The following is a 22,182-nucleotide window of genomic DNA, read 5'->3' as shown; positions in this document are numbered from 1 at the left end:
TAGCAATCCGGCAAGCTGCAATTCCCGAAATAGTTTCAAAAATGACAATAGCCGCCGCTTGTTAAAAAAAGCGGCGGCTATTGTTATGAAGTTATCAGGAATTCAGATGTATCAGGCGACCCATTCGCCTTTGCGCATCACAGGCACGGATGTGCCGTACTGTGCAATGCCGTCCACGTCGATCTTATTGGAGCCGATCATCCAGTCGATATGGATAAAGCTCTTATTGCCGCCCTGTGCCGCAATCTGTTCCGGCGTGAGATCAGCACCATTGATGAAACATTTAGAATAGCACTGACCAAGCGCAATATGGCTGGCAGCATTTTCATCAAACAGCGTGTTATAGAACAGCAAACCACTCTGCGAAATCGGTGAGGAATGCGGCACCAGAGCCACTTCACCCAGACGGCGGGCGCCTTCATCCGTATCCAGTACCTTGTTCAGCACTGCCTCGCCCTTGCTGGCTTTAGCCTCAACAATCCGGCCGCCTTCAAAACGCACACGGATATCATCAATGATCGTACCCTGATGTGACAGCGGTTTGGTGCTGGAAACAGTCCCTTCCACGCGCAGAGCATGCGGCGTTGTGAAGACTTCTTCTGTCGGAATATTCGGATTGCAGGTAATACCGTTTTTAGCGGTCGATGAGCCGCCATGCCATTCATGGCCATCAGCCAAACCAACAGTCAGATCCGTATCCGGTCCAGTGAAATGCAAAGCGCGGAAATTACGCTCATTGAGAATTTTGGTACGTTTGCGCAATTGCGCATTATGATCTGCCCATGCGGCAACCGGATCCGCATTATTCACGCGCGATGCGGCGAAAATTGCTTCGGCCAGTTTATGTGTTGCCACATCCGGCGCATCATCCGGAAAGACCAGCTTTGCCCAGGACGGGTTCGGATAGGAAACGATATTCCAGTTAATGTCGAAACCGGCAATTTTTTCCAGCGCAGGCTGATAGGCCATCGACAGCGCTTTATTGGCGCGTGCAACTTTTCCTGCATCCTGTGCGGAAAGCAGCATCGGATTATCACCGGTGATTGCAAGGCGCGCTGCACCGCCTGCATAGGCTTTGGCCATGCCCTGATACAGCCAGTCGCTGGCATGATCGAAACTCTCATCAGGCGCATATTGGAAACGCGACAGCGCCATGTCTTCATCGGAGAAAAACGGCGTTACCAGCCCTGCACCGGCTTTATAAGCATGTTCCGCAATACGGCGCACCAGCGGCAATGCGATAACCGGCGCGGTAATGACCAGATCCTGCCCTTTACGCAATTGCAGACCGACTTTAACCGCGACCTCGGCCAGCTTATCCAGTTTAACCGGATCGATGATTGCATCCGCGTGATTGTTTTGGCTGAAATCTGACATCACATACTCCGCTTATTTTCATTGATCATCACAGATACTCCTGCAAGAGCCTGTAAGCTAGAGCTTTGACAGGATTTTATATTGTCGCTGTAGCCACCGATGCGGAACAGCGTTAATATGCCATATGAAGTCATATTTATCGGAACAAATCCATGAACCGAAACCCCAATAATGCGCGATCATTTCAAAAGCTGAGTCTTGTTGCAGGACTGTTTGCAATAGCGCTGGCAGGCTGCACGACACTCACGCCCGAGCAGCAGCGTGCTGAGGATGAGAAAACCTGCATGAGCTATGGTTTTAAACCCAAATCTGAAGCCATGGCCAATTGCCTGCTGCAAATTCATCTCGACCGCCGTGCTGATATCCGTGCATGGCAGAATGAACGACCGCAATTTTCCACACCGATGGTTATTTACCAACCGGTGCTTGTGCCGCGCTGATCTTCATTTCTATAAATAAAAAGCCCGCATCATGCGGGCTTTTTCATTTCAGTCAATGGCAAGATGCGGGATCAGCTTGCAGGTTCCGGACGATCCTGTGTCAGCAGCAATGCACCGATCGCATCAACTTTCTGCTTGTTCATATCTTCCGCACCTGCTGCAAAAGCATTCTGCGTTGCAGAGGCTGCAACCGGCTTGGTTTCAAACGGAAGCTGCGCCGGAACCGGTGTGTTTACAGCCGGTGCATGATAGGCAAGCTGCATCGGTGCTTCCGCTGCAGCCGGTTGTGCAGCCTGAACATCCTGCGCGGTCTGTCCGGCAGATGCCACCATCACCGGAGCAACGACAGGCAGACGGTCACCTTTACCGGCCTTAGCCGTATCCGTCACATCATAGATGCTGTCCGGCATGGACTGGTTTCTTGGCTCATAGGCAGCCGCCAGATTATACGGGGTTTCAGGCAGCGGCGATTCCAGCGTTCCGTCTCTGCGGCGCTTTTCGTAGAAAGAATTGCCGCCGGCAACCAGCACATAATGCATATTTTTATACGGGAATTTCAGACCGGCAGTATGGAAGAACATTGCATTCTTCAGCTTCGGATGGCGTTCACCCTTCAGCACTGAATCTGCCGCTTCTTTTACATCCGGCAAAGCTTTGGAATTCATGGCACGGGTCATAACGCCCGGTGCAAACTGGTTTTTCTGTCCGACAACACCACAAATGGTTTCAGGATATTTTTCCGAGACCAGGCGATTCATCACCACTGTGCCGACTGCAACAAGACCATCACGGCTGGAGCGGGCAGATTCAAAGAACATTGCGCGCTCAAGGCATTCGCGGTCTCTGGAGGTGTAAGTGTAGGTCTTTTTGCCATTGCGGACAGTCACACCGGATTCCTTGGCAGACTGTGCAGCCTTAGCAGATTTTGAACCGGTCGAAGTCGTGGTGCAGCCAGCAAGGATAAACGGCGTGGCAACCAGAGCACCGATAAACAGTGTTTTCGCTAAATAAGAGCGTTTCAACGGTTCATCCTTATCAATAATTTCCCGTACACCCGGGTCGCACAGAAATCCTGTGCGCGAGCCCCGGGAAAATCGGAGGCTATTAGGGCTAAATAAAGGCACAAGGCCCGATTTATATTCGTGTTCCGGTTAGCGACAACCGGTTAAAATTTACCCCAAGAAAATGCGCTTCATTAGTTAACGACTTGTTAACGCATTCTTTTGAGCGATTACTAAAATACGCAAGATTACGTAAAGACTTCACTAAACACTGTAAAATGAAGCAGCTTACCAGATCATGCTCTGCAGCAATTCTGGTGCGATATTGCCTTATTTCACAACCTGATAGCACCTCAGGCACGGGCGCATCATGCAATTGACTGCCCGATTACGTTAGTCATAATTCATTACAGCGTGTTACAAATGGCTGATATTTCGTGAAATCACTTTGCGTTTATGGCACTATAGTCTTTACAGATACGGCTTTTCGCAGAATCACAAAAATAAAAACCGGCGTGAATTTTCTTCACACCGGCTCATTATTTTTCACAAATATCGGCCGGTTATCAGCCAAAAGCATAGCCGGCACCGCGAACGGTGCGAATCGGATCGGTTTCACGACCGGTATTGATCGCCTTGCGCAGACGGCCGATATGCACATCCACCGTGCGGTCATCAACGTAAATATCCCGCCCCCAGATACCATCCAACAATTGCGTACGCGAGAAAACGCGCCCCGGTGCCATCATGAAATATTCCAGCAGACGAAACTCGGTCGGACCCAGTTTGATTTCGCGTTCCTTGCGGTAAACACGGTGCTGCTGGCGGTCGAGAACAATCTCGCCGACTTTCAGCACATGGGAGAGAACACTCGGATTGGCACGGCGCAACATCGCCTTGATACGTGCCAGCAACTCCGGTGTGGAGAATGGTTTGACGACATAATCATCCGCGCCAACGGCCAGACCACGCACACGCTCGGATTCCTCACCGCGCGCTGTCAGCATGATAATCGGCAGACGTTCTGTCTCTGCGCGCTGACGCAGACGGCGGCAAAGTTCGATGCCGGAAACACCAGGCAGCATCCAGTCGAGAACCAGAAGATCAGGTACGTTTTCGCGTAAATAAATTTCGGCTTCATCGCCACGCAGGATCGTATCGACCTGATAGCCTTCAGCCTCAAGATTATAGCGAAGCAATTCGCTGATGGCTTCTTCGTCTTCAACAACCGCTATTCTTGGCGTGTGTGACATTGCGTATCCACTATTCGTTTAGACATAAGGGAGCATTTGCATTCCGGCACAGCCGGAATGCATGACGTTTATTCTGACAGGCAGGGCTGAATGCCCTGCATATCCGCTGCCGGTTAGAACAGCTTAGTTTTTATGCAATTCGTCGAGAACGACGTCATGGCTCAGATCATCTTTCGGACGATCCGGAGGCATCTGATTACCGGTGACAATATAATAGACTGTCTCGGCAATATTGGTGGCATGATCGCCGATACGCTCAATATTCTTGGCACAGAACAGAAGATGCGTACAGGCCGTAATATTGCGCGGATCTTCCATCATATAAGTCAGAAGTTCGCGGAACAGCGATGTGTACATCGCATCAATTTCATCATCGCGGTCGCGGACAATATTGATCTGAGTCACAGAACGGGTTGCATAGGCGTCCAGCACATCTTTAAGCTGGGTGCGGGCAAGCTCCGCCAGTGTTTCCAGACCGCGATAAAGCTTCACCGACTGGCGTGTTTCCGAAACGGCAACAACACGCTTGGCAATGTTTTTGCCCATATCGCCAACGCGTTCCAGATCCGCTGAGATGCGGATCGCGCCGATAATTTCGCGCAGATCCACAGCCATCGGCTGACGCTTGGCGATAATCATAATCGCCTTGTCATCAATTTCACGTTCGCCTGCATCGAGGATCAAATCTTCGGAAATGACCCGTTGTGCCAGCGCATTATCGGCAGTCACAATCGCCTTGATGGACTGCTCCACCATACGCTCCGCATGACCGCCCATTTCGGCGATTTTGCGGGCGAGAAACTTCAGTTCTTCATCATAGGACGTAACCGTATGCTGTGACGGCATGGAAATTTCCTTATCCTGTGGCACTGCCAAAGCAGTCTGTAAAACTCCAGAGCATTTCCGGCTTATGTTGCCTCATAGAAAATGCTCTATCTTGTTTGTTTTTACGCGTAAGCTCAGATCAGCCGAAACGGCCGGTAATATAGTCCTGCGTACGTTTTTCTTTCGGCGTGGTGAACATCATATCCGTGTCACCGACCTCTACCAGATTGCCCAGATGGAACATGGCTGTGGTCTGCGAAATACGCGCAGCCTGCTGCATTGAGTGGGTCACGATGACAATCGTATAGTCACGGCGCAACTCGTCAATCAGCTCTTCCACTTTCGCGGTTGCAATCGGGTCAAGCGCCGAGCAAGGCTCATCCATCAGAATAACTTCAGGGCTCACTGCAATGGCGCGGGCAATGCAAAGACGCTGCTGCTGACCGCCAGAAAGACCTGTGCCTGCATCATTCAGACGGTCTTTCACTTCTTCCCAGAGGCTGGCGCCACGCAGGCTCTTTTCAACGATGACATCCAGATCTGCGCGGCTGCGGGCAAGACCATGAATGCGCGGACCGTAAGAAACATTCTCATAGATCGATTTCGGAAACGGATTTGGCTTCTGGAACACCATGCCGACACGGGCACGCAGTTCCACCACGTCGATTTTCGGGTCGTAAATATCCTCGCCATCGAGCGTAATCAGCCCTTCAACGCGGCAACCTTCAATCGTGTCATTCATACGGTTGAGTGAGCGCAGAAAAGTCGACTTACCACAGCCGGACGGTCCGATCAGCGCGGTCACGCTGTTTTCTTCAATATCCAGATCAACGCCGTGCAAAGCCTGTTTTTCGCCGTAGAAAACTTTGACCTTGTCCCCGCGCATTTTGATTTTTTTTGGCAAGGCGTTCATCTTCTCTCCGAGAGTTTTTTCTAACGTATAATCATTCATCAGGTTCATAGCCGGTTCCTTCGAATCTACCAACGACGCTCAAAACGGCGGCGCAGAATGATTGCGGCAATATTCATCACAGCGAGGAACAGGAGGAGCACAATAATCGCACCCGATGTCCGCTCTACAAAAGCACGTTCTGCTTCATTAGCCCACATGAAAATCTGTACCGGCAGCGCAGTCGCAGGATCCATAGGGGTAACAGGAGCATTGGCAACAAAGGCGACCATACCGATCAGCAGCAGCGGCGCTGTTTCACCCAGTGCCTGAGCCAGACCGATAATCGTGCCGGTCAGAATGCCCGGCGCGGCCAGTGGCAGCACATGGTGGAACACCACTTGCGTTTTGGAAGCACCAAGACCCAGCGCCGCAGCACGGATTGATGGCGGCACCGCACGCAGAGCCGCGCGCGTTGCAATAATGATTGTCGGCAATGTCATCAGCGTCAGCACCAGACCGCCAACCAGCGAGGCCGAACGCGGCATGCCAAAGAAGTTGATGAAAACCGCCAGACCCAGCAGACCAAACACGATGGAAGGTACCGCAGCCAGATTGTTGATGTTCACTTCAATAATATCGGTAAAGCGGTTTTTACGCGCATATTCTTCCAGATAAATCGAAGCAGCAACACCAATCGGCAGAGCAAAGACCAGCACGATCAGCATCATATAAAGGGAGCCGATCAGCGCCACACCCAGACCGGACGTTTCCGGACGGCTGGAGGCCCCCATGGTGAACAGGCCGGTATTGAAGGACTGACGCATAACGCCTTCATCCTTCAAAGTCTTCATCCAGCCGACTTGCAGGTCGGAGACTTTACGCTTGCTCTGGTCAACCGACAGGTCGATCTGACCTTTATTGGCAGAGTCAACATCGGCTGCGGCAAGGAATTTGATTGTCTGGGTTGTGCCGATCAGTTTCGGATCAGCCATCACCATTTCACGCAATTGCAGACGAACGCCATCCGAATAGAAACGGGTCATGTCACGCATGGCAGGACGGTTGGATTTCTCCACACCGAGCTTATCAGCCAATGCATTGCGCACCAGCAGCGGATAATTCGCTGTAATCAGCACATTCGGATTGCTGGCACGTTCATTGGAAGGATCAATCACCTTCTCATCCAGCAGTACCGGAATTTCAATCGTTGTCTGCCAAAAGGCTGTGTAGCCTTTGGAGAATACCGAGAAAAACAACGCACAGAGAAAGAAAATACCAATGCCAATCGCAATCACGCCATACATGCGGAAACGACGTTCGGCAGCGTAGCGGCGTTTGATTCCAATATCACGGCGGGCTGGTGCGGTTGAAGTTGTCTTGGGAGTGAAAACAGCGTCGGTCATTCATATTGCTCCCGATATTTGCGCACAATGTAGAGAGCGAAAATATTCATCAGCAGTGTCAGGAAGAAGAGCGTAATACCCAGTGCAAAAGCCACCAGTGTCTGCGGTGAGTTGAACTCAAGGTCACCGGTCAGCTGATTGACGATTTTAACAGTGATCGTCGTCATCGCCTCAAACGGGTTGAGCGTCAGATTAGCGGCCACACCGGCAGCGAGCACCACGATCATGGTCTCACCGATGGCACGGGAAGCGGTCAGCAGCAGCGCACCGACAATACCCGGCAGCGCAGCAGGCAGGATCACACGCTTGATCGTCTCGGAACGGGTGGCACCCAAGCCCAGAGAACCGTCACGCAGGGAGCGCGGCACGGCAGTGATAATATCATCAGACAGGGAGGATACGAACGGGATCAGCATCACGCCCATCACCAGACCGGCAGTGAGCACGCTCTGCGCCATGATGAAGCCCTGACCACCGGTCAGTGCGGCACTCAGGTCACGCAGGAACGGGCCGACTGTGACCAGCGCGAAGAAACCGTAAACAATGGTCGGAATACCGGCCAGCACTTCCAGCAGCGGCTTGACGATAGCGCGGGTTTTGGCACCGGCATATTCAGACATATAAATAGCGGCGAACAGACCAACCGGCACCGCGAAGACCATCGCGACCAGCGCGATATAAAGCGTACCGGCAAGCAGCGGGATCAGACCGAACTGACCATGGGAATCTGTGGCACCAGCAGCGGCAAAACGCGGGTCCCAAACCGTTCCGAAGAAGAACTCGTAGGCCGGAACATCGCTGAAGAAATTGATTGTCTGAAACAGCATCGAGAAGACGATGCCGACAGTGGTGAGAATGGCGATGGTTGATGCAGCGATCAGCCCCCACAGCACAATGTTTTCCACATTGTTGCGGGCGCGGACGCGCGGTGCAATTGTCATCCAGCCAAAGATAAATCCGGCAATAGCCAGTGCGATAGTGAGAGCTGCGCGAATATTCGAAGAAAAATCTGCCGCTTTATTCCACTGCACAGCAACCGGCACCATCACATCCTGACCTTCTGTTGCCAGCGCGATGCCTTTTTCAGCCATCAATGCGCGGACTTCAGAATAGGTCTGCGGCAGGTTTTCACGCTGCTGCGGATCAAGACGCTCAAACCCGTGTGCGAGGCTTTTGACCACGCCGAGCGACAGGCTTTCGCTGTAATTTTCAGTGTTGCCGAGAGCATCCTGCAACTGCGATTTGGCAGTCTGCTCCAGATAGACGGTGGCGCTCAGCGACCAGACGACAAATAAAATAATTGCCGGCATGACTGTCAGAGAGAAAACCCACCATCCGTGATAATGCGGACGGGAATGTGGTTTCTCTTTTTTATCTGCCACGTTTTTTACGGTATTCAATTGTGCAACCGCTTTGGCGCGGCCAAGGAAAAACCCTGCGACGCCCAGCACGAAGACAATTGTTAAGACCAGCATGATCGACATTTAAATTCCCTGATCACCGTCCACGACAAAAGACAATCCGGGCGCAGAGTTTGTCTGCACCCGGACCATATTCAAATTATTTAACCTGCATTACAGTACCGGCTGTAAATGCATCGCGCTGTTCTTTGCGCTCTGCTTCCGGTGCCGGAACCAGACCATAGTCTGCCAGCGGGCTTTCATCACCAATCATCTGATCGGAAAGGAAGAATTCCACATATTCTTTCAGACCAGGAACCACGCCCAGATGTGCTTTCTTCACGTAGAAGAACAGCGGGCGGGAAACCGGATATTCGCCTTTGGCAATGGTTTCAACGCTTGGAACGATATCGTTCACAGTTGCAACCTTCAGCTTGTCAGCATTGTTTTCATAGAAGGACAGACCGAATACGCCAACGCCGGTTTTGTTGGCACTGATGCGGGCGAGTGTTTCGCTGTAGTCACCGTCAATATCAACAGCCTTGCCGTCTTTACGCACAGCGATACAAGTCTTGGCAGCTGCCTTGTCATCTGCACCACCGGCTTTGATGACTTCCAGCGCACCGCTTTCTTTACAACCGTCAGCGAGCAGTTTTTCTTCGAAAACTTCACGGGTACCGTGCTTTTCGCCCGGAATATAAGCAGCAATATCCCAATCCGGCAGAGCGGCGTTAACCTGATTCCACTTGGTGTTCGGATTATCTACCAGCTTACCGTCTACAACGATTTTCGCTGCAAGAGCCTTGTAAACATCAACCGGAGCCAGCTTCCAGTCCGGACCGTTAATGTCGGTTGCGAAAACGATACCGTCATAACCGATGCGCACTTCCTGAACATCTTTTACACCTGCATCAATGCAGGACTGCAACTCAGAAGACTTCATTGCGCGGGATGCATTGGCGATATCAATTGTGTTTTCGCCTACACCTTTACAGAAGTCTTTGATGCCTGCGCCCGAACCGCCGGATTCAATAACAGGGGTTTTGAAATCCGGATAGGTTTCGCCGAAAGTTTCAGCAACGATCTTGGCATATGGCAGAACGGTTGACGAACCGGCAACCTGAATCTGGTCGCGAGCCTGAGCGGCAGTAGCACCGGCTACAGCAGCAATTGCCAATGCAGCAGTCGTTGTAATCAGCTTGTTCATAGGAGCAGCTCCAGTTAGAAGAATGAGGTAACGTTTTCGACGTTACCAGCCATCTACGCGCTCTATATAACAGCTATATGACACTAATATTACAGGTTTGTATCAGTGCTCAATTCAGCATTTTATAATAAAAAAATGCAATTTCCCGCACGGTCAATACAAAGCCCGAAAATCCATCTGCTGAAAAGAAAATGAAAACAACCGGTTAAGATGGCTTCGCTTTTCTTTCTTCCGGTTCGCTCTCATCCTCGGCTGCCTGTGCGGACAAAAAATTGCCCACATGGCGCAGTGTTTCAAAGTGATCACAGAAAACTTTTATGACAACCAGAAGCGGCACCGCAATCAGGGCACCGATAAAGCCCCACAGCCATGACCAGAAGGCTACTGCCACAAAAACCGCAACCGTATTCAACTCCAGACGCCGGCCGATAATGGTCGGTGTCACAATCTGCCCTTCGAGAATATTACAGGCCAGAACAAAAGCCGGAGCCAGCATGGCATAGGCGATCTGGTCAAAAGACACGATGGCTATGATCCCGACCACGACAATTGTCGTCAATGCGCCGATATAGGGCAGGAAATTGAGCAGAGCTGCCATCACACCGAAGACAAACGGTGTCGGCATCCCCAATGCCCACAGCCCCAGACTGATTGCCAGCCCTAAAAGCCCGTTAATGATCGTGATCGTCAGCAGATAACTGGAAATAACCTGTTCCACGTCATAGACGACACGCAAGGCACGCTTTTTTTCGCTCAGCTTGCCAAAAGACTGAATGATCTTTTCATAGAACATGGTTCCCGAGGCAAGAATGAACAGTGTCAGAATAAACGTCACTGCGATTGTCGTGCCGCCTGACAAGACATTACCCGCGGCTTGTGAAAGAATTCCGGGCTGCGCCAGCGAAACTGTCTGCACTTTCGGATCCTGTCCCATTTGTGCGACCTGATCGACCTGTTTGCTTATGTTGAGCAAATGTTCCGCCGGTGCCCGCAACCGGTGCAGTTTCTCTGTCAGTTCCCGTCCGATCTCCGGTGCTTCACTCACCATTTCCGTAACCGGCCCGCTTAAAAGATAACCGGTCACGCCGATAAATGAGAAAGAAAAGACCACAAGCAGAGTGGCAGAAATAGCTTCAGAAATGCCGAGCCGTTTTTTGGAGAAGCGCACAATCGGCGTCAGCATCAAAGCCAGCAAAATGGCCAGCGTGACCGGCATGAAAAAATCCCGTGCAAAATACAGCGCATAAACCAGCATCATCAGAAAAATACCGGTCAGCATTGCGCGGGCTGTACGTACATATTTCGCCAGATTTTGCAGGTTTCCGCTTTCAGGCAAAGGATGCGCCGGATAAATAAGCCCATTCTCAGCATCGGATATCGATGTCTTATTCTCATGCGGCATTTGCATCCGCCTCCCCCTCATTCCTGTGCGGATTATTCCCGCTATGCCGGTAAATTAAGGGAGATAGCAATGCCGTCAATATAAAGCGATAAATATAGCCCGCCAGCCGGCATGATCCGGCTGGTTCAAAGCAAAAGCATATCTTAGTTCAGCACCAGCCAGCCGGAAATCAGGATAACAACAGCACCGGCCAGCATATGAATTTCCACCGGAGCATTAAACAACAATGCTCCATAGAACAGTCCCCAGATAATCTGGCTATATTGAACAGGGGCAACAATAGCGGCAGAACCCAGACGGAAGGCTTTAACAATCATCGTCTGCGCAAAAGCGATCAGCCCGCCGCCGAGAAGCGCCAGCCCCAGATCCTGCCATTGCGGTGTGATCAGGCCGTTATAAAGTGCCAGCAATCCGGCAAAAAAGGACTGGACGATCAGAAGAGCAACAACCAGCGCCTTATCGGATTCATCACTTTTGGCACGGCGCAGCAAAACCTGTGCGATGGCGAAAAACAAGGCCGAGCCTAATGCAGCCAGATGACCGGCAGACAGTGGTGCCGCGCCCGGTTGTAAAATCCAGATCACGCCGGCAAAGCCGAGAAGAACGCCGAACCAACCGCGCAAGGAGAGGCGCTCTCCTACCATGATAAAAGCGACAATCGCGACAAAAATTGGAGACAGAAAGCCCAGCACATAAGCTTCAGCCAGCGGCAAAGCCGAAAACGCATAATAGATCAGCAGCGTGTTCATCGACAACAGCAGCGCACGGCCAAAGGCCAGCTTAGGATAAACCGGCAGCAAACGCTTTGCCTGCCCGCTGAGACAACCATGACCAACAATAAAAGACAGAGCAAAAACGGACAGCAAAAATGTTGTCTCATAAACACCGATGCGGGCGCTCAGTGTTTTAACAATTGTATCCGCCCCTGAAAATGCTGTGAAAGCAATAAAGGCGATCAGAGCTGCGCGGAGATTATGCGTTTGCGTATTCATACTGTCACTGCCGTAAAAGTGCCTGGCCGTAAAAATGAGAGGCCGTAAATGTGCGGGTTTTCGGAGAGTATTCCGGCAGACTGGCGCTCCCCACACTCAGCCCCTTCACATTCAGCATGTGACGTCAGATCAATTACCGGCACCAGATCAAAGTCTGAAACATAAGGCTCTGTTGCGAGCGCGACGTTACTGTTTCTTTTGCAGAAAGCAAGAGAGCTGTTTCGATTTTAACAATGCCCCGTATCCATTCTCTTCAACGGCAGGGCACATGCAATTTTATAACATTTTAAAACTCTCATACGCACGAAACTTTCAAGCATTTAAAGAATACGAGCCGATGCTTCATAAATTAACCGCCAGCCAGTAGACAAAACGAATTTATCAGCATAGGCCGTTTACGTTAAAGTCAAAGAACCTCTCTGTTCAGACATTTTTCAGGCTGCATCTCCCGATCAGCCAGACTGTAGTTAAATACATAGTCTGGCTCTGTGCGCCGGATAATATCTGCGGCAGCAGAGTGTTTTTCGTTTCCTTTTTAGAGAACGGCAAGACCGGACAAAGCGTATGACCCGCAGCCAAACAGATAAACGTATCTCCCAAGACGTTTCCGTTTTCAGGCTTTCAGAGTGATATTACGCTTTACTAAATCCGGTTTTGCTTTTTGGTGTAAGATTGGATTTGAAATGTCGCCTAAAGACAATGCTTCTCCGGTGCCGGAGCTCGACCGAAAAACCCGCATAAAGTCTATTCTCGGCGGTTCTGCCGGTAATCTTGTTGAGTGGTATGACTGGTATGTCTATGCTGCTTTTACGCTTTATTTTGCGCCTAAATTCTTCCCGTCAGGCAACCAGACAGCAGAGCTGCTGAGTGCTGCGGCTGTGTTTGCCGTCGGCTTCCTGATGCGCCCGATCGGTGCATGGATCATGGGTATCTATGCCGACCGTAAAGGCCGCAAAGCCGGACTGACACTCTCCGTTACACTGATGTGTATCGGCTCACTGATTATTGCCGTAACACCTGGCCATGAAACAATCGGCGTGCTTGCACCGGCATTGCTGGTTTTTGCCCGCTTGTTGCAGGGTCTGAGCGTGGGTGGTGAATATGGCGCCAGCGCAACCTATTTGAGTGAAATGGCCGGCAAAAGCCGTCGCGGCTTCTTCTCGAGTTTCCAGTATGTGACCCTCATTGCCGGTCAGCTGACAGCCCTCGGCGTGTTGCTGATCCTGCAGCGCCTTCTCACACCGGAACAGCTCGGTGACTGGGGCTGGCGTATTCCGTTCTTTATCGGCGGTCTGCTGGCGATCTTTGTCTTCTGGGTTCGCCGTGGTCTTGTTGAAACAAAATCATTCGATAATGCCAAAACCAGCGACAAACCACGCTCAAGCGGTTTTGCCCTGTTCAAACATTATCCGAAAGAAGCCTTCACCGTTCTGGCACTGACTGCCGGTGGTACGCTGGCTTTCTACACCTACACCACCTATCTGCAGAAGTTCCTCGTCAACACTTCCGGTTTCAGCAAGGAATCCGCCAGTGAAATCACCGCGCTCGCGCTGCTGATCTTCATGCTGATCCAGCCGCTGGCCGGTGCACTTTCCGACCGCGTTGGCCGTAAGCCACTGATGATCGGCTTCGGTGTGATGGGTGTGCTATTCACCTATCCGATCTTCTCGACCCTCTCGACAACAACCGATCCGTATGTCGCTTTCGGTTTGTCGCTGGCAGGTCTGATTATCGTGACCGGTTACACCTCGATCAATGCGGTGGTAAAGGCAGAAATGTTCCCTGCGCATATCCGTGCGCTTGGTGTTGCTCTGCCTTATGCGCTAGCCAATACGATCTTCGGTGGTACCGCTGAATGGGTGGCTCTGAAGTTCAAACTATCCGGCTATGAAACCTGGTTCTTCTGGTATGTGACAATCATGATCGGTCTTTCATTGATTATCTATATCCGCATGAAAGAGACCCGTGATCACAGCCTGATCCACGAAGATTGAGAATAATGAGCCGGCCGGAAATCACTTTCCGGCCGGTTTTCTTTAAACTGCTTTTACAGGGTGACCAGCCACATAGGTTTCCACAATCGCACGGTCATCCCCGAGTGTCTGCAACAGGAACAATTCCTGCGCCAGATTGGAACCTGCATCCATGCGCAGCCGCATCGCAGATGTGGCACGACTGTCCAAAACCACAAAATCCGCTTCTGTACCCGCATCCAGCGTACCGATCTTGTCTTCCATCGACAGTGCCCGCGCATTACCCAATGTCATCATATAGAATGAACTGAGCGGATTGAGCCGCTGGCCGCGCAATTGCAGCACTTTATAGCCCTCATCCAATGTGCGCAGCATTGACCAGCTGGTGCCGCCGCCAATATCGGTCGCCACACCAATGCGTACACCGGCATCACGCAGGCCGTCACGGTCAAACAGCCCGCTGCCGAGAAACAGATTGGAGGTCGGGCAGAACACCGCCACAGACCGGCTTTCCGCCAACACTTTCACTTCCCGTTCTGACAAGTGAATGGAATGTCCGAGCAATGTCTTGTCCCCGAGCAGACCATAATGCTCATAAATACCGGTATAATCCGGCGCATCGGGATAGAGCGAACAGGTAAATTCAATCTCGGCATGGTTCTCAGACAAATGCGTCTGCACATAACATTCCGGATGTTCACGCACCAAAGCCTGCGCTGCCTCCAGCTGTGCCGGTGTTGAGGTAATCGCAAAACGCGGCGTAATCGCATAATCCAGACGCCCCTTGCCATGCCAGCGGGCAATCAGCGCCTTGCTGTCATCATAGCCGGACTGTGCCGTATCGCATAAAGCAGCAGGCGCATTGCGATCCATCATCACCTTACCGGCAATATTGCGCATATTAAGCCGCTCACTGGCACGGAAAAATGCATCCACACTTTGCGGGTGCACAGAACCATAGGCCACAACAGTCGTGGTGCCGTGACGCAATAATTCATCAATAAAGCGTTCGGCAATATGCTCGCCAAATTGCTCATCGGCATATTTCTGCTCTTCGATAAAAGTATAATCATTGAGCCAGTCAAGCAGTTCCGCCGCATAGGATGCAACCACCTGACTTTGCGGGAAATGGATATGCGTATCAATGAATCCGGGCAGGATCAGATGCGGGCGATGATCGGTTTCCGGTGCGTCCGGTGATTTCTGCGCTGCTACAGCCGCATAATCGCCAACGGCTTTAATCACCCCGCCTTCAACAAGCAGCGCACCATCTTCATGATAGATATAAGACGCAGTATCGCTGATATCTTGCGGTTCACGGATAAAACTCAAAACACGCCCGCGGATAAGACGCTGATTATGCTTTTGTGTCATATTCACAGACATGAAAATACCCTCGCTGAAAAGCAGAAATAGTCAGTATTACAACATAGATTCGATCAGAGTTTAGAAGCTGAAGCGGTCTCATACCAGCGCCGCAACAACAGACGCTCCTCAGCACTCATCCCTGTGAGATTGGCAGGCGGCATGGCATGAGAACGCGCTGCATGAAGATAGATTTCTTTGGCATGAGCGGCGATCGCAATATCACTGTCGAGAATGACACCTTTAGGCGGCACTAAAATGCCTTCCCAAGACGGCTCTGCCGTATGGCACATGGAACAACGCCCCAGAACAGTATCGCGCACCGTCTCAAACTCGGGTGTATTGATGTATTTTTGCTGGATAGTCGAGGCTTGTGCCTCTCCGGCATTGTCCAGCTGTTTCGGTTCGGTGGACAGCCACATAATCACAATAAACAACAGCACCGTTGCCAGCCATGTCCATGTCGGACTGCCCTTGCGCGCATGGCGTGTATTGAACCAATGGCGGATTGTTACCCCCATCAGAAACACCAGCGACGCAATAATCCAGTTATATTTCGTACCAAAGGCCAGAGGATTATGGTTCGACAGCATCAGGAAGATAACCGGCAGTGTCAGATAGTTATTATGAGTGGAGCGCTGCTTGGCAATCACGCCATATTTCGGATCAGGTGTGCGCCCTGCAATCAAATCCGCAACCACTTTCTTCTGGTTCGGTATGATAATCATAAACACGTTCGCGGACATGATCGTGGCAGTGAAAGCGCCCAGATGCAGGAAGGCCGCGCGTCCGGTAAACAGTTGCGTATAGCCCCATGCCATGAGAACGAGCACAAAATAGAGGATCACCATCAATTGGGTGGTGTTGCGCCCGAGCGGGGATTTGCACAGCAGATCATAAATGACCCAGCCACCGGCAATTGAAGCCAGTGAAATGATGATCGCCGTGGTGCGGGAAACATTCAGCACCTGAGGGTCAATCAGATAGAGATCTGCACCGCCGTAATAGACAATGGCCAGCAGCGCAAAGCCCGACAGCCATGTGGCGTAGGATTCCCATTTAAACCAGATCAGGTCTTCCGGCATCCGTGACGGTGCGACCAGATATTTCTGGATGTGATAGAAACCGCCGCCGTGAACCTGCCATTCCTCGCCATAGGCACCGGGCGGCAGATCAGGCGCTTTGCGTAAGCCCAGATCAAGAGCAATAAAATAAAAAGATGAGCCGATCCACGCGATTGCGGTGATAACGTGAAGCCAGCGGGCAGCAAAGCCGAGCCAGTCCCACGCAATTGCCAGTTCAAACATGCATTCCTCCCCGATATGCAGCAGACCGTCTGCCACTATAGGGGAAGAATCAAATAAAATACTAGCTCATCAGATGCGGCAGAATAGGCGCAGCTTAAAAACGCAGTGCCGCCACACGTTCCGGCAGCATCGTAATGGTTTCAGCATCCACATTGGCAAAGGCAAAGCGCAGGAAGTCCTGCTGTCCTTCACCGAAATAAGCGCCGGGAATGGTGATAATTCCGCAGGTCTTTGCCAGTTTCTCTGACACCGCCGCAGATTCGATACCCTTAAACGGATGACGCACAAAGGCGAAATAGGCACCAACAGAAATGGCTTCCCAGCCATCCATCTGCGCTATTGCACTGCGCAAAGCCTGCGCCCGATGTGTAATTTCACGGCGGTTTTCATTGCGCCATCCGGTCAGCGGTTCAATCGCCTGCGCAATTGCAGCCTGCGGCGGCAGCGGCGCACAAATCTGCAGATTGTCCATGATCTTGGCAATCTCTGAGATCACAGCTTCCGCCGCGATAATCGCACCAAGACGATGACCCGGAATACAGAAGGATTTGGAAAAGCTGTAAAGCTGGATCAGATAGTCATTCCAGTCAGCCTCATCGAACAAATGATGCGGCACGGCATCGGCATCTTCGAGAAAGTCGCGGTAGGTCTCATCGAGAATTAGCCATGTACCGTTAGCGCGGCAAATCTCATAAATCTGCTTCAGCACATCTGCGGAATAAACTGCTCCGGTCGGATTATTCGGCGTGACCAACGCCAGCACTTTAATATCCGCATGGAGAACCTGCTTCAGTTCCTGCGGATCAGGCACAAAACCGTTCTGCGCACGACATGGCATCAGCTCCAGCTTGATACCGAGCATGGCCAGTGACGTTTCATGGTTGAAATAGAGCGGATTACTCAGCATCACCGTATCACCGGCACCGGCCAGCGCCATGACGGCTGCAATAAAAGCCTGATTACAACCGGCTGTAATCTGCACCTGCGCTGCATCCAGTTTGGCTTTATAAAGCTGGCTGACATGCGCGGCATAGGCTTCACGCAGTGCTGGCAGTCCTTCAATCGGCCCGTAATTGGCAAAAGCTTTAGAGGATGCCGCTTCACCGGAAAGGCGCAGCATTTCATCATGCGGCGGATAGCCCGGCACAGCCTGTGACAAATCAATCAACGGTCCTAAAGCACCGTCATAGGCCTGCGCCCATGCCTTGACAGCGGGAATTGGCGGTAATGATAAAGCAGAAACTGCCGGATTAATCCGCGGCGCAGCATTGTCACTCATAATAGGCTCCCAGATAATTGAATCCGGCAACACCCTCAGCGCCGGATTTTACTCCTCTGGTCGGGATACCACATAGTAAGCACAAGCCAACATAAAAAGCGCAACGCCTGCGCCTAAATATAATCCGGGCTGGGCGCTCCAGAGAAAAATCGCATAGCCGATCATCATACCGCCGCAAGCGAATTTCTTGGCACGACGCGGAATCGCCCCGCGATCCCGCCATTTAATCACCAGCGGACCGAATTGCGGATGTTCCAGAATGCGCTTTTCAAGCTTGGGTGATGAGCGGGCAAAAAACCATGCTGCCAGAATAATGAAGATTGTCGTCGGCATCACCGGCAGAATTGCACCGATAATCCCCAATCCCAGCATCAGAAAACCGAGACACAGATAAAGAAAGCGTTGCGGGCCGGACAAAACAACCGCTTGTGCAGGCGTCTGCTCTTGCTGCACGCGCTCCGGTGTAGTGACCGGCTTGGGTTCCGGCTTACTCAGGGAATGATCCGATGGAGGAAGCGACATAATACGATCCGATATAATCTTCTGTTCCGGCTTTTGCCTGCCAGCGTTTGCTTACCAACACTTTCGGGCAGAGTTTGCACGTTTTTCAGCAGCAAAACCATCCTCCCCGATTCTGCCTGCCGGTCTTATTGTGCATCCAAAAACGCCTGTATTAAGCTCTAAACGCAAAAGGTGAGACAAGCAATCAGCTTTCAAAAACGTGATCACCGGCCAAAATCACAATTTCGCCATAATATTTACACCTTGGCGGAAAGCGTTTTAAACTTGTCCTGCAAACACAGATTGTACCGCTGTCTCCTTGGAGTCAGTCTTGAATCCGAAATTAAACATGTCCAGTTCTTAAAGCGCGATCAGGCGAAGAGTCATATTTTCATAAAAATAAATAATTCTATATATATTTTTGATTCAAAAAAGATAAAATAGAAAATATTAAAGATTTAAATCAGAATATATACTCAATATAACGAAATTTTACAGATTGTTAACCTAAAATTCAATCCAAGATATATTCCATTTGTGACCATTTCAGCGCCACATTTACATTGCAGTTGAGCACCTGAACTTCTGTTACTTCAGATTATTGATAACGACAGACCGGATGACTGACTGCAATCTATCCGCATTCTGCGCCCGCGCTCTGACACAACCGTCGCGCCCGATATTTTGTACAATGATTGTACAACCTCCGGCTGCTGACACCGGTACGACCTATGACGACGATCCGCACCAAGCGCCTGCCTGCCCTCTTTGCATTTTCCGCCGCTGTCTTTTTAGTTTCTGCTTTTTCCAGCAGTCAGGCTGAAGCTGCTGCTGCCAATTGCGGCCGCGCTTCCTGGTATGCACTGACATCAAAAACCGCATCAGGTGAACGCATGAATCCGGCAGGTATGACTGCCGCACACCGTACCCTGCCGCTCGGCAGCAAAGTACGTGTGACCAATCAGAACAACGGAAAATCGCTCGTGGTACGGATTAACGACCGCGGCCCGTTCATCAAAGGCCGTGTTCTGGATCTTTCCAAAGGCGCAGCTCAGAAACTCGGCTTTGTCGGCGCAGGCCATACCAAGGTTTGCTACAACAAGCTGTAATCAACGCCGGAGCATTTCCTGTTCATTTCTGAACACCGGAAATGCTCTGCCTGTTTGTTTTCACGCATTTCCGGACGCAAAACCGGTCTCCGCTTTTACGGGAACATCAAAGGGGCAAAACTGCCTCTTAATGCCTGTTAACCATTTCTTAATAAACTCGGGCGCAGCGCGTCCGGCACAATTGACTCTTACCTGTTACCGATATTAACATTTCGTTAATAAGTGACTGTGGCTGAGGCGTTGTGTATGTTCAGTTTTGTAAATTTAAAAAATCTGACATTGTCAGTCGCAGGCTTGGCAGCAAGTTTGGTATTAGCGCTCGGCTCATCAACACTTGCGGCACAGACAGGCAGCCCGTTCATGGCAACCGGCGGTTTGACATCACAGCCAATCGGTCATTACGAATTCTGCAAACGGCTGCCAGCCGAGTGCAATGTTACTTCTGCGCAAACAGCTCCTGTCAAACTCGATCAGGCAACATGGGCGAAAATTGTTCAGGTCAATGTTGAAGTCAACGCGCTGATCCAGCCAATGACTGATATGGAAATCTACGGCGTAGAAGAATACTGGACTTATTCGACCACTGTCGGCGATTGTGAAGAATATGTACTGCTCAAGCGCCGTGAACTGGCCAAAGCCGGCATTCCGCTCAGCTCATTGCTCATCACTGTTCTTCGCAAGCCGGACGGTGAAGGTCATGCGGTTCTGACCGTGCGTACAGATCGCGGTGATTTCATTCTCGATAATCTGACCGATGCCGTGAAAAACTGGCAGGAAACCGATTACACTTATTTGAAGCGTCAGGCTGCGAACCATACCGGTCGTTGGGTTTCCATTGAAACTCCGGGCAATCTGGTTGTCGGCGCGGTTAAATAAGCCTGCAGCGTAATATAAACCGCGTCAGGTGCTGACCATTTCCGTCGAGGTACGATAGGAAACAGCCTCAGCCATATGTCTGCGCTCCACATGCGCCACCGCATCAAGATCAGCCAGCGTGCGTGCTACTTTCAAAACACGATGATAGGCACGTGCTGACAACCGCAATTTCTCACTCACATCATAAAGCAATCTGCGTCCGTCATTGCTGACTGCGGCTACCTCCTCAAGAATATTGGGCGGACAGGCCGCATTGGTCATAATATGCGCCATGCCCGATTGCCGGTAACGCTCCTGCTGGATTTGCCGCGCCTGCGCCACACGTTGAGCCACAGCAGCGCTGCTTTCTGCCTGCCCTGTTAAAATCAAATCAGAAGGTTTGAGAGCAGCCACATCCACACGCAGATCAATACGATCCAGCAATGGCCCTGATATCCGCGCCTGATAATCGCTGCGGCAGCGCGGCCCCCGCGCACAGGTAAAGCCCGGCTCTCCGGCCATACCGCATTTGCACGGATTCATCGCTGCTACCAATTGAAACCGCGCCGGATAGCTGATGCGATGATTGGCACGGGCAATCATACATTCACCGGTTTCCAAGGGCTGACGCATCGAATCCAGCACCTGCGGCGAAAACTCCGGTAATTCATCAAGAAACAGCACCCCGTGATGAGCCATGGATATCTCGCCGGGCTTTGCTTTATGCCCGCCGCCAACCATTGCCGCCATAGAAGCCGAATGATGCGGGCTGCGAAACGGCCTCCGGTCTGTGAGCTTACCGCCGGATAACATGCCGGAAACTGAGGCAATCATCGAGACATCGAGCATCTCCCGTGGAGACAAGGGCGGCAGAATACCGGGCAGACGCTGCGCCAGCATGGACTTACCCGATCCCGGAGGGCCGACAAACAGCAAATTATGATTGCCCGCTGCAGCCACCTCCAACGCGCGCTTTGCTGTTTCCTGCCCTTTGACATCCGCCAGATCAGGAAATGCCTCCGGCCCCTCTGAAAAGCTCTGTATGGCCGGTTGCGGACGGGACAATACCTGTGTTCCGCGAAAGTGATTGGCAAGTGCGATCAAACTGCGCGGATTGAGGATCGGCATATCCGCATCAGCCCATGCAGCCTCTGCCCCGCAAGCCTGCGGGCAGATCAATCCGAGATCATGCATATTGGCGGTTATCGCTGCGGGTAGCACACCGGCAACCGGCGCGATTGTGCCATCCAGCGCCAGTTCTCCGAGCACGACAAAGGATTGCAGACAATCTTCCGGTAGCGCACCGACCGCTACCATCAGCCCCATAGCAATCGGCAGATCATAATGCGAACCTTCTTTGGGCAAATCCGCCGGTGCCAGATTAATGGTCACTTTCTTCACCGGCATTGACAGACCGGAAGCATGGAGCGCCGCCTGCACCCGCTCACGGCTCTCAGCCACTGCTTTGTCCGGCAGGCCGACAATCGACATACTCATCTTGCCCGGTGCAGCCATCACCTGCACATCAACAAGCTTGGCCTCTATGCCCTGAAAAGCAACTGTACTGACCCGTGCAATCATTTCACGCCCCCACCCGATAC

The 22,182-nt window shown here is 51.5% G+C and carries 18 protein-coding genes and 1 pseudogene; 4 read left to right on the top strand and 15 right to left on the bottom strand.

The features are described from left to right. Positions 1–111 precede the first annotated feature (111 nt). A complete protein-coding gene (locus tag HBA93_RS08650) occupies positions 112–1,377 on the bottom strand; it encodes an aminopeptidase (RefSeq protein WP_221722997.1) in 1,266 nt (421 codons plus the stop codon). 152 nt (positions 1,378–1,529) lie between these two features. Between HBA93_RS08650 and HBA93_RS08645 the strand changes: the two genes are divergently transcribed. Further along, a complete protein-coding gene (locus HBA93_RS08645) occupies positions 1,530–1,817 on the top strand; it encodes a hypothetical protein (protein ID WP_151158799.1) in 288 nt (95 codons plus the stop codon). A gap of 71 nt (positions 1,818–1,888) precedes the next feature. Here the strand turns inward: HBA93_RS08645 and HBA93_RS08640 are convergent, their stop codons facing one another. The 9 genes from HBA93_RS08640 to HBA93_RS08600 all read right to left on the bottom strand — a co-directional run bounded on the left by HBA93_RS08640 (position 1,889) and on the right by HBA93_RS08600 (position 12,192). Beyond that, positions 1,889–2,839, bottom strand: a complete 951-nt coding sequence (locus HBA93_RS08640; protein ID WP_286201822.1) for a cell wall hydrolase — start codon at positions 2,837–2,839, stop codon at positions 1,889–1,891. Positions 2,840–3,384: 545 nt separating this feature from the next. Next, a complete protein-coding gene (phoB, locus tag HBA93_RS08635; RefSeq protein ID WP_121992105.1) occupies positions 3,385–4,071 on the bottom strand; it encodes a phosphate regulon transcriptional regulator PhoB in 687 nt (228 codons plus the stop codon). A 123-nt stretch (positions 4,072–4,194) separates the two neighbouring features. Continuing rightward, a complete protein-coding gene (phoU, locus tag HBA93_RS08630) occupies positions 4,195–4,917 on the bottom strand; it encodes a phosphate signaling complex protein PhoU (RefSeq protein ID WP_022709192.1) in 723 nt (240 codons plus the stop codon). Between the two features lie 118 nt (positions 4,918–5,035). Continuing rightward, positions 5,036–5,809 (bottom strand): phosphate ABC transporter ATP-binding protein PstB, encoded by a 774-nt coding sequence (gene pstB / locus HBA93_RS08625; RefSeq protein WP_028233202.1) that lies wholly within the window; start codon positions 5,807–5,809, stop codon positions 5,036–5,038. Positions 5,810–5,874: 65 nt separating this feature from the next. Then, on the bottom strand, positions 5,875–7,191 hold the full coding sequence (pstA, locus tag HBA93_RS08620) for a phosphate ABC transporter permease PstA (RefSeq protein WP_121992106.1): 1,317 nt from the start codon (positions 7,189–7,191) through the stop codon (positions 5,875–5,877). Further along, positions 7,188–8,675 carry a phosphate ABC transporter permease subunit PstC gene (gene pstC, locus HBA93_RS08615; protein ID WP_121992107.1) on the bottom strand — a complete coding sequence of 496 codons (1,488 nt, stop codon included), beginning with the start codon at positions 8,673–8,675 and terminating at the stop codon, positions 7,188–7,190. Before pstC ends, pstA begins: the two co-directional genes overlap by 4 nt. Before the next feature lie 76 nt (positions 8,676–8,751). Continuing rightward, entirely contained in the window at positions 8,752–9,798 is a 1,047-nt protein-coding gene (locus tag HBA93_RS08610) for a PstS family phosphate ABC transporter substrate-binding protein (protein WP_221722996.1), read from the bottom strand. A gap of 205 nt (positions 9,799–10,003) precedes the next feature. Beyond that, positions 10,004–11,077 (bottom strand): AI-2E family transporter, encoded by a 1,074-nt coding sequence (locus tag HBA93_RS08605; protein ID WP_286201829.1) that lies wholly within the window; start codon positions 11,075–11,077, stop codon positions 10,004–10,006. 266 nt (positions 11,078–11,343) lie between these two features. Further along, positions 11,344–12,192, bottom strand: a complete 849-nt coding sequence (locus tag HBA93_RS08600; protein ID WP_121992109.1) for a DMT family transporter — start codon at positions 12,190–12,192, stop codon at positions 11,344–11,346. A 683-nt stretch (positions 12,193–12,875) separates the two neighbouring features. Here HBA93_RS08600 and HBA93_RS08595 point away from each other — a divergent pair. Further along, positions 12,876–14,186 (top strand): MFS transporter, encoded by a 1,311-nt coding sequence (locus tag HBA93_RS08595; RefSeq protein ID WP_121992110.1) that lies wholly within the window; start codon positions 12,876–12,878, stop codon positions 14,184–14,186. 42 nt (positions 14,187–14,228) lie between these two features. Here the strand turns inward: HBA93_RS08595 and guaD are convergent, their stop codons facing one another. The 4 genes from guaD to HBA93_RS08575 all read right to left on the bottom strand — a co-directional run bounded on the left by guaD (position 14,229) and on the right by HBA93_RS08575 (position 18,638). Next, positions 14,229–15,551, bottom strand: a complete 1,323-nt coding sequence (guaD, locus tag HBA93_RS08590) for a guanine deaminase (protein WP_286201821.1) — start codon at positions 15,549–15,551, stop codon at positions 14,229–14,231. Between the two features lie 53 nt (positions 15,552–15,604). Beyond that, complete coding sequence (locus tag HBA93_RS08585; RefSeq protein WP_221722995.1) at positions 15,605–16,837, bottom strand: urate hydroxylase PuuD; 1,233 nt, start codon at positions 16,835–16,837, stop codon at positions 15,605–15,607. 94 nt (positions 16,838–16,931) lie between these two features. Further along, a complete protein-coding gene (locus tag HBA93_RS08580) occupies positions 16,932–18,116 on the bottom strand; it encodes an aminotransferase (protein WP_221722994.1) in 1,185 nt (394 codons plus the stop codon). 48 nt (positions 18,117–18,164) lie between these two features. Then, positions 18,165–18,638: a YbaN family protein gene (locus HBA93_RS08575; protein WP_221722993.1), complete on the bottom strand. Its 474-nt coding sequence runs from the start codon at positions 18,636–18,638 to the stop codon at positions 18,165–18,167. A gap of 800 nt (positions 18,639–19,438) precedes the next feature. Between HBA93_RS08575 and HBA93_RS08570 the strand changes: the two are divergent. Both HBA93_RS08570 and HBA93_RS08565 read left to right on the top strand, forming a co-directional pair. Further along, a pseudogene (locus HBA93_RS08570) lies at positions 19,439–19,726 on the top strand (septal ring lytic transglycosylase RlpA family protein); the annotation flags it as partial. A gap of 246 nt (positions 19,727–19,972) precedes the next feature. Further along, positions 19,973–20,602 carry a transglutaminase-like cysteine peptidase gene (locus HBA93_RS08565; RefSeq protein ID WP_220158773.1) on the top strand — a complete coding sequence of 210 codons (630 nt, stop codon included), beginning with the start codon at positions 19,973–19,975 and terminating at the stop codon, positions 20,600–20,602. A 24-nt stretch (positions 20,603–20,626) separates the two neighbouring features. Here the strand turns inward: HBA93_RS08565 and HBA93_RS08560 are convergent, their stop codons facing one another. Then, entirely contained in the window at positions 20,627–22,162 is a 1,536-nt protein-coding gene (locus HBA93_RS08560; RefSeq protein ID WP_221722992.1) for a YifB family Mg chelatase-like AAA ATPase, read from the bottom strand. Positions 22,163–22,182 lie beyond the last annotated feature (20 nt).

The sequence above is a fragment of the Ochrobactrum sp. SFR4 genome, assembly GCF_019730395.1.
In the GTDB taxonomy this organism is placed as follows: Bacteria; Pseudomonadota; Alphaproteobacteria; order Rhizobiales; family Rhizobiaceae; genus Pseudochrobactrum.
The sequence above is the reverse complement of the archived record's forward strand: the minus strand, read 5'-3'. Positions and strand labels throughout refer to the sequence as shown.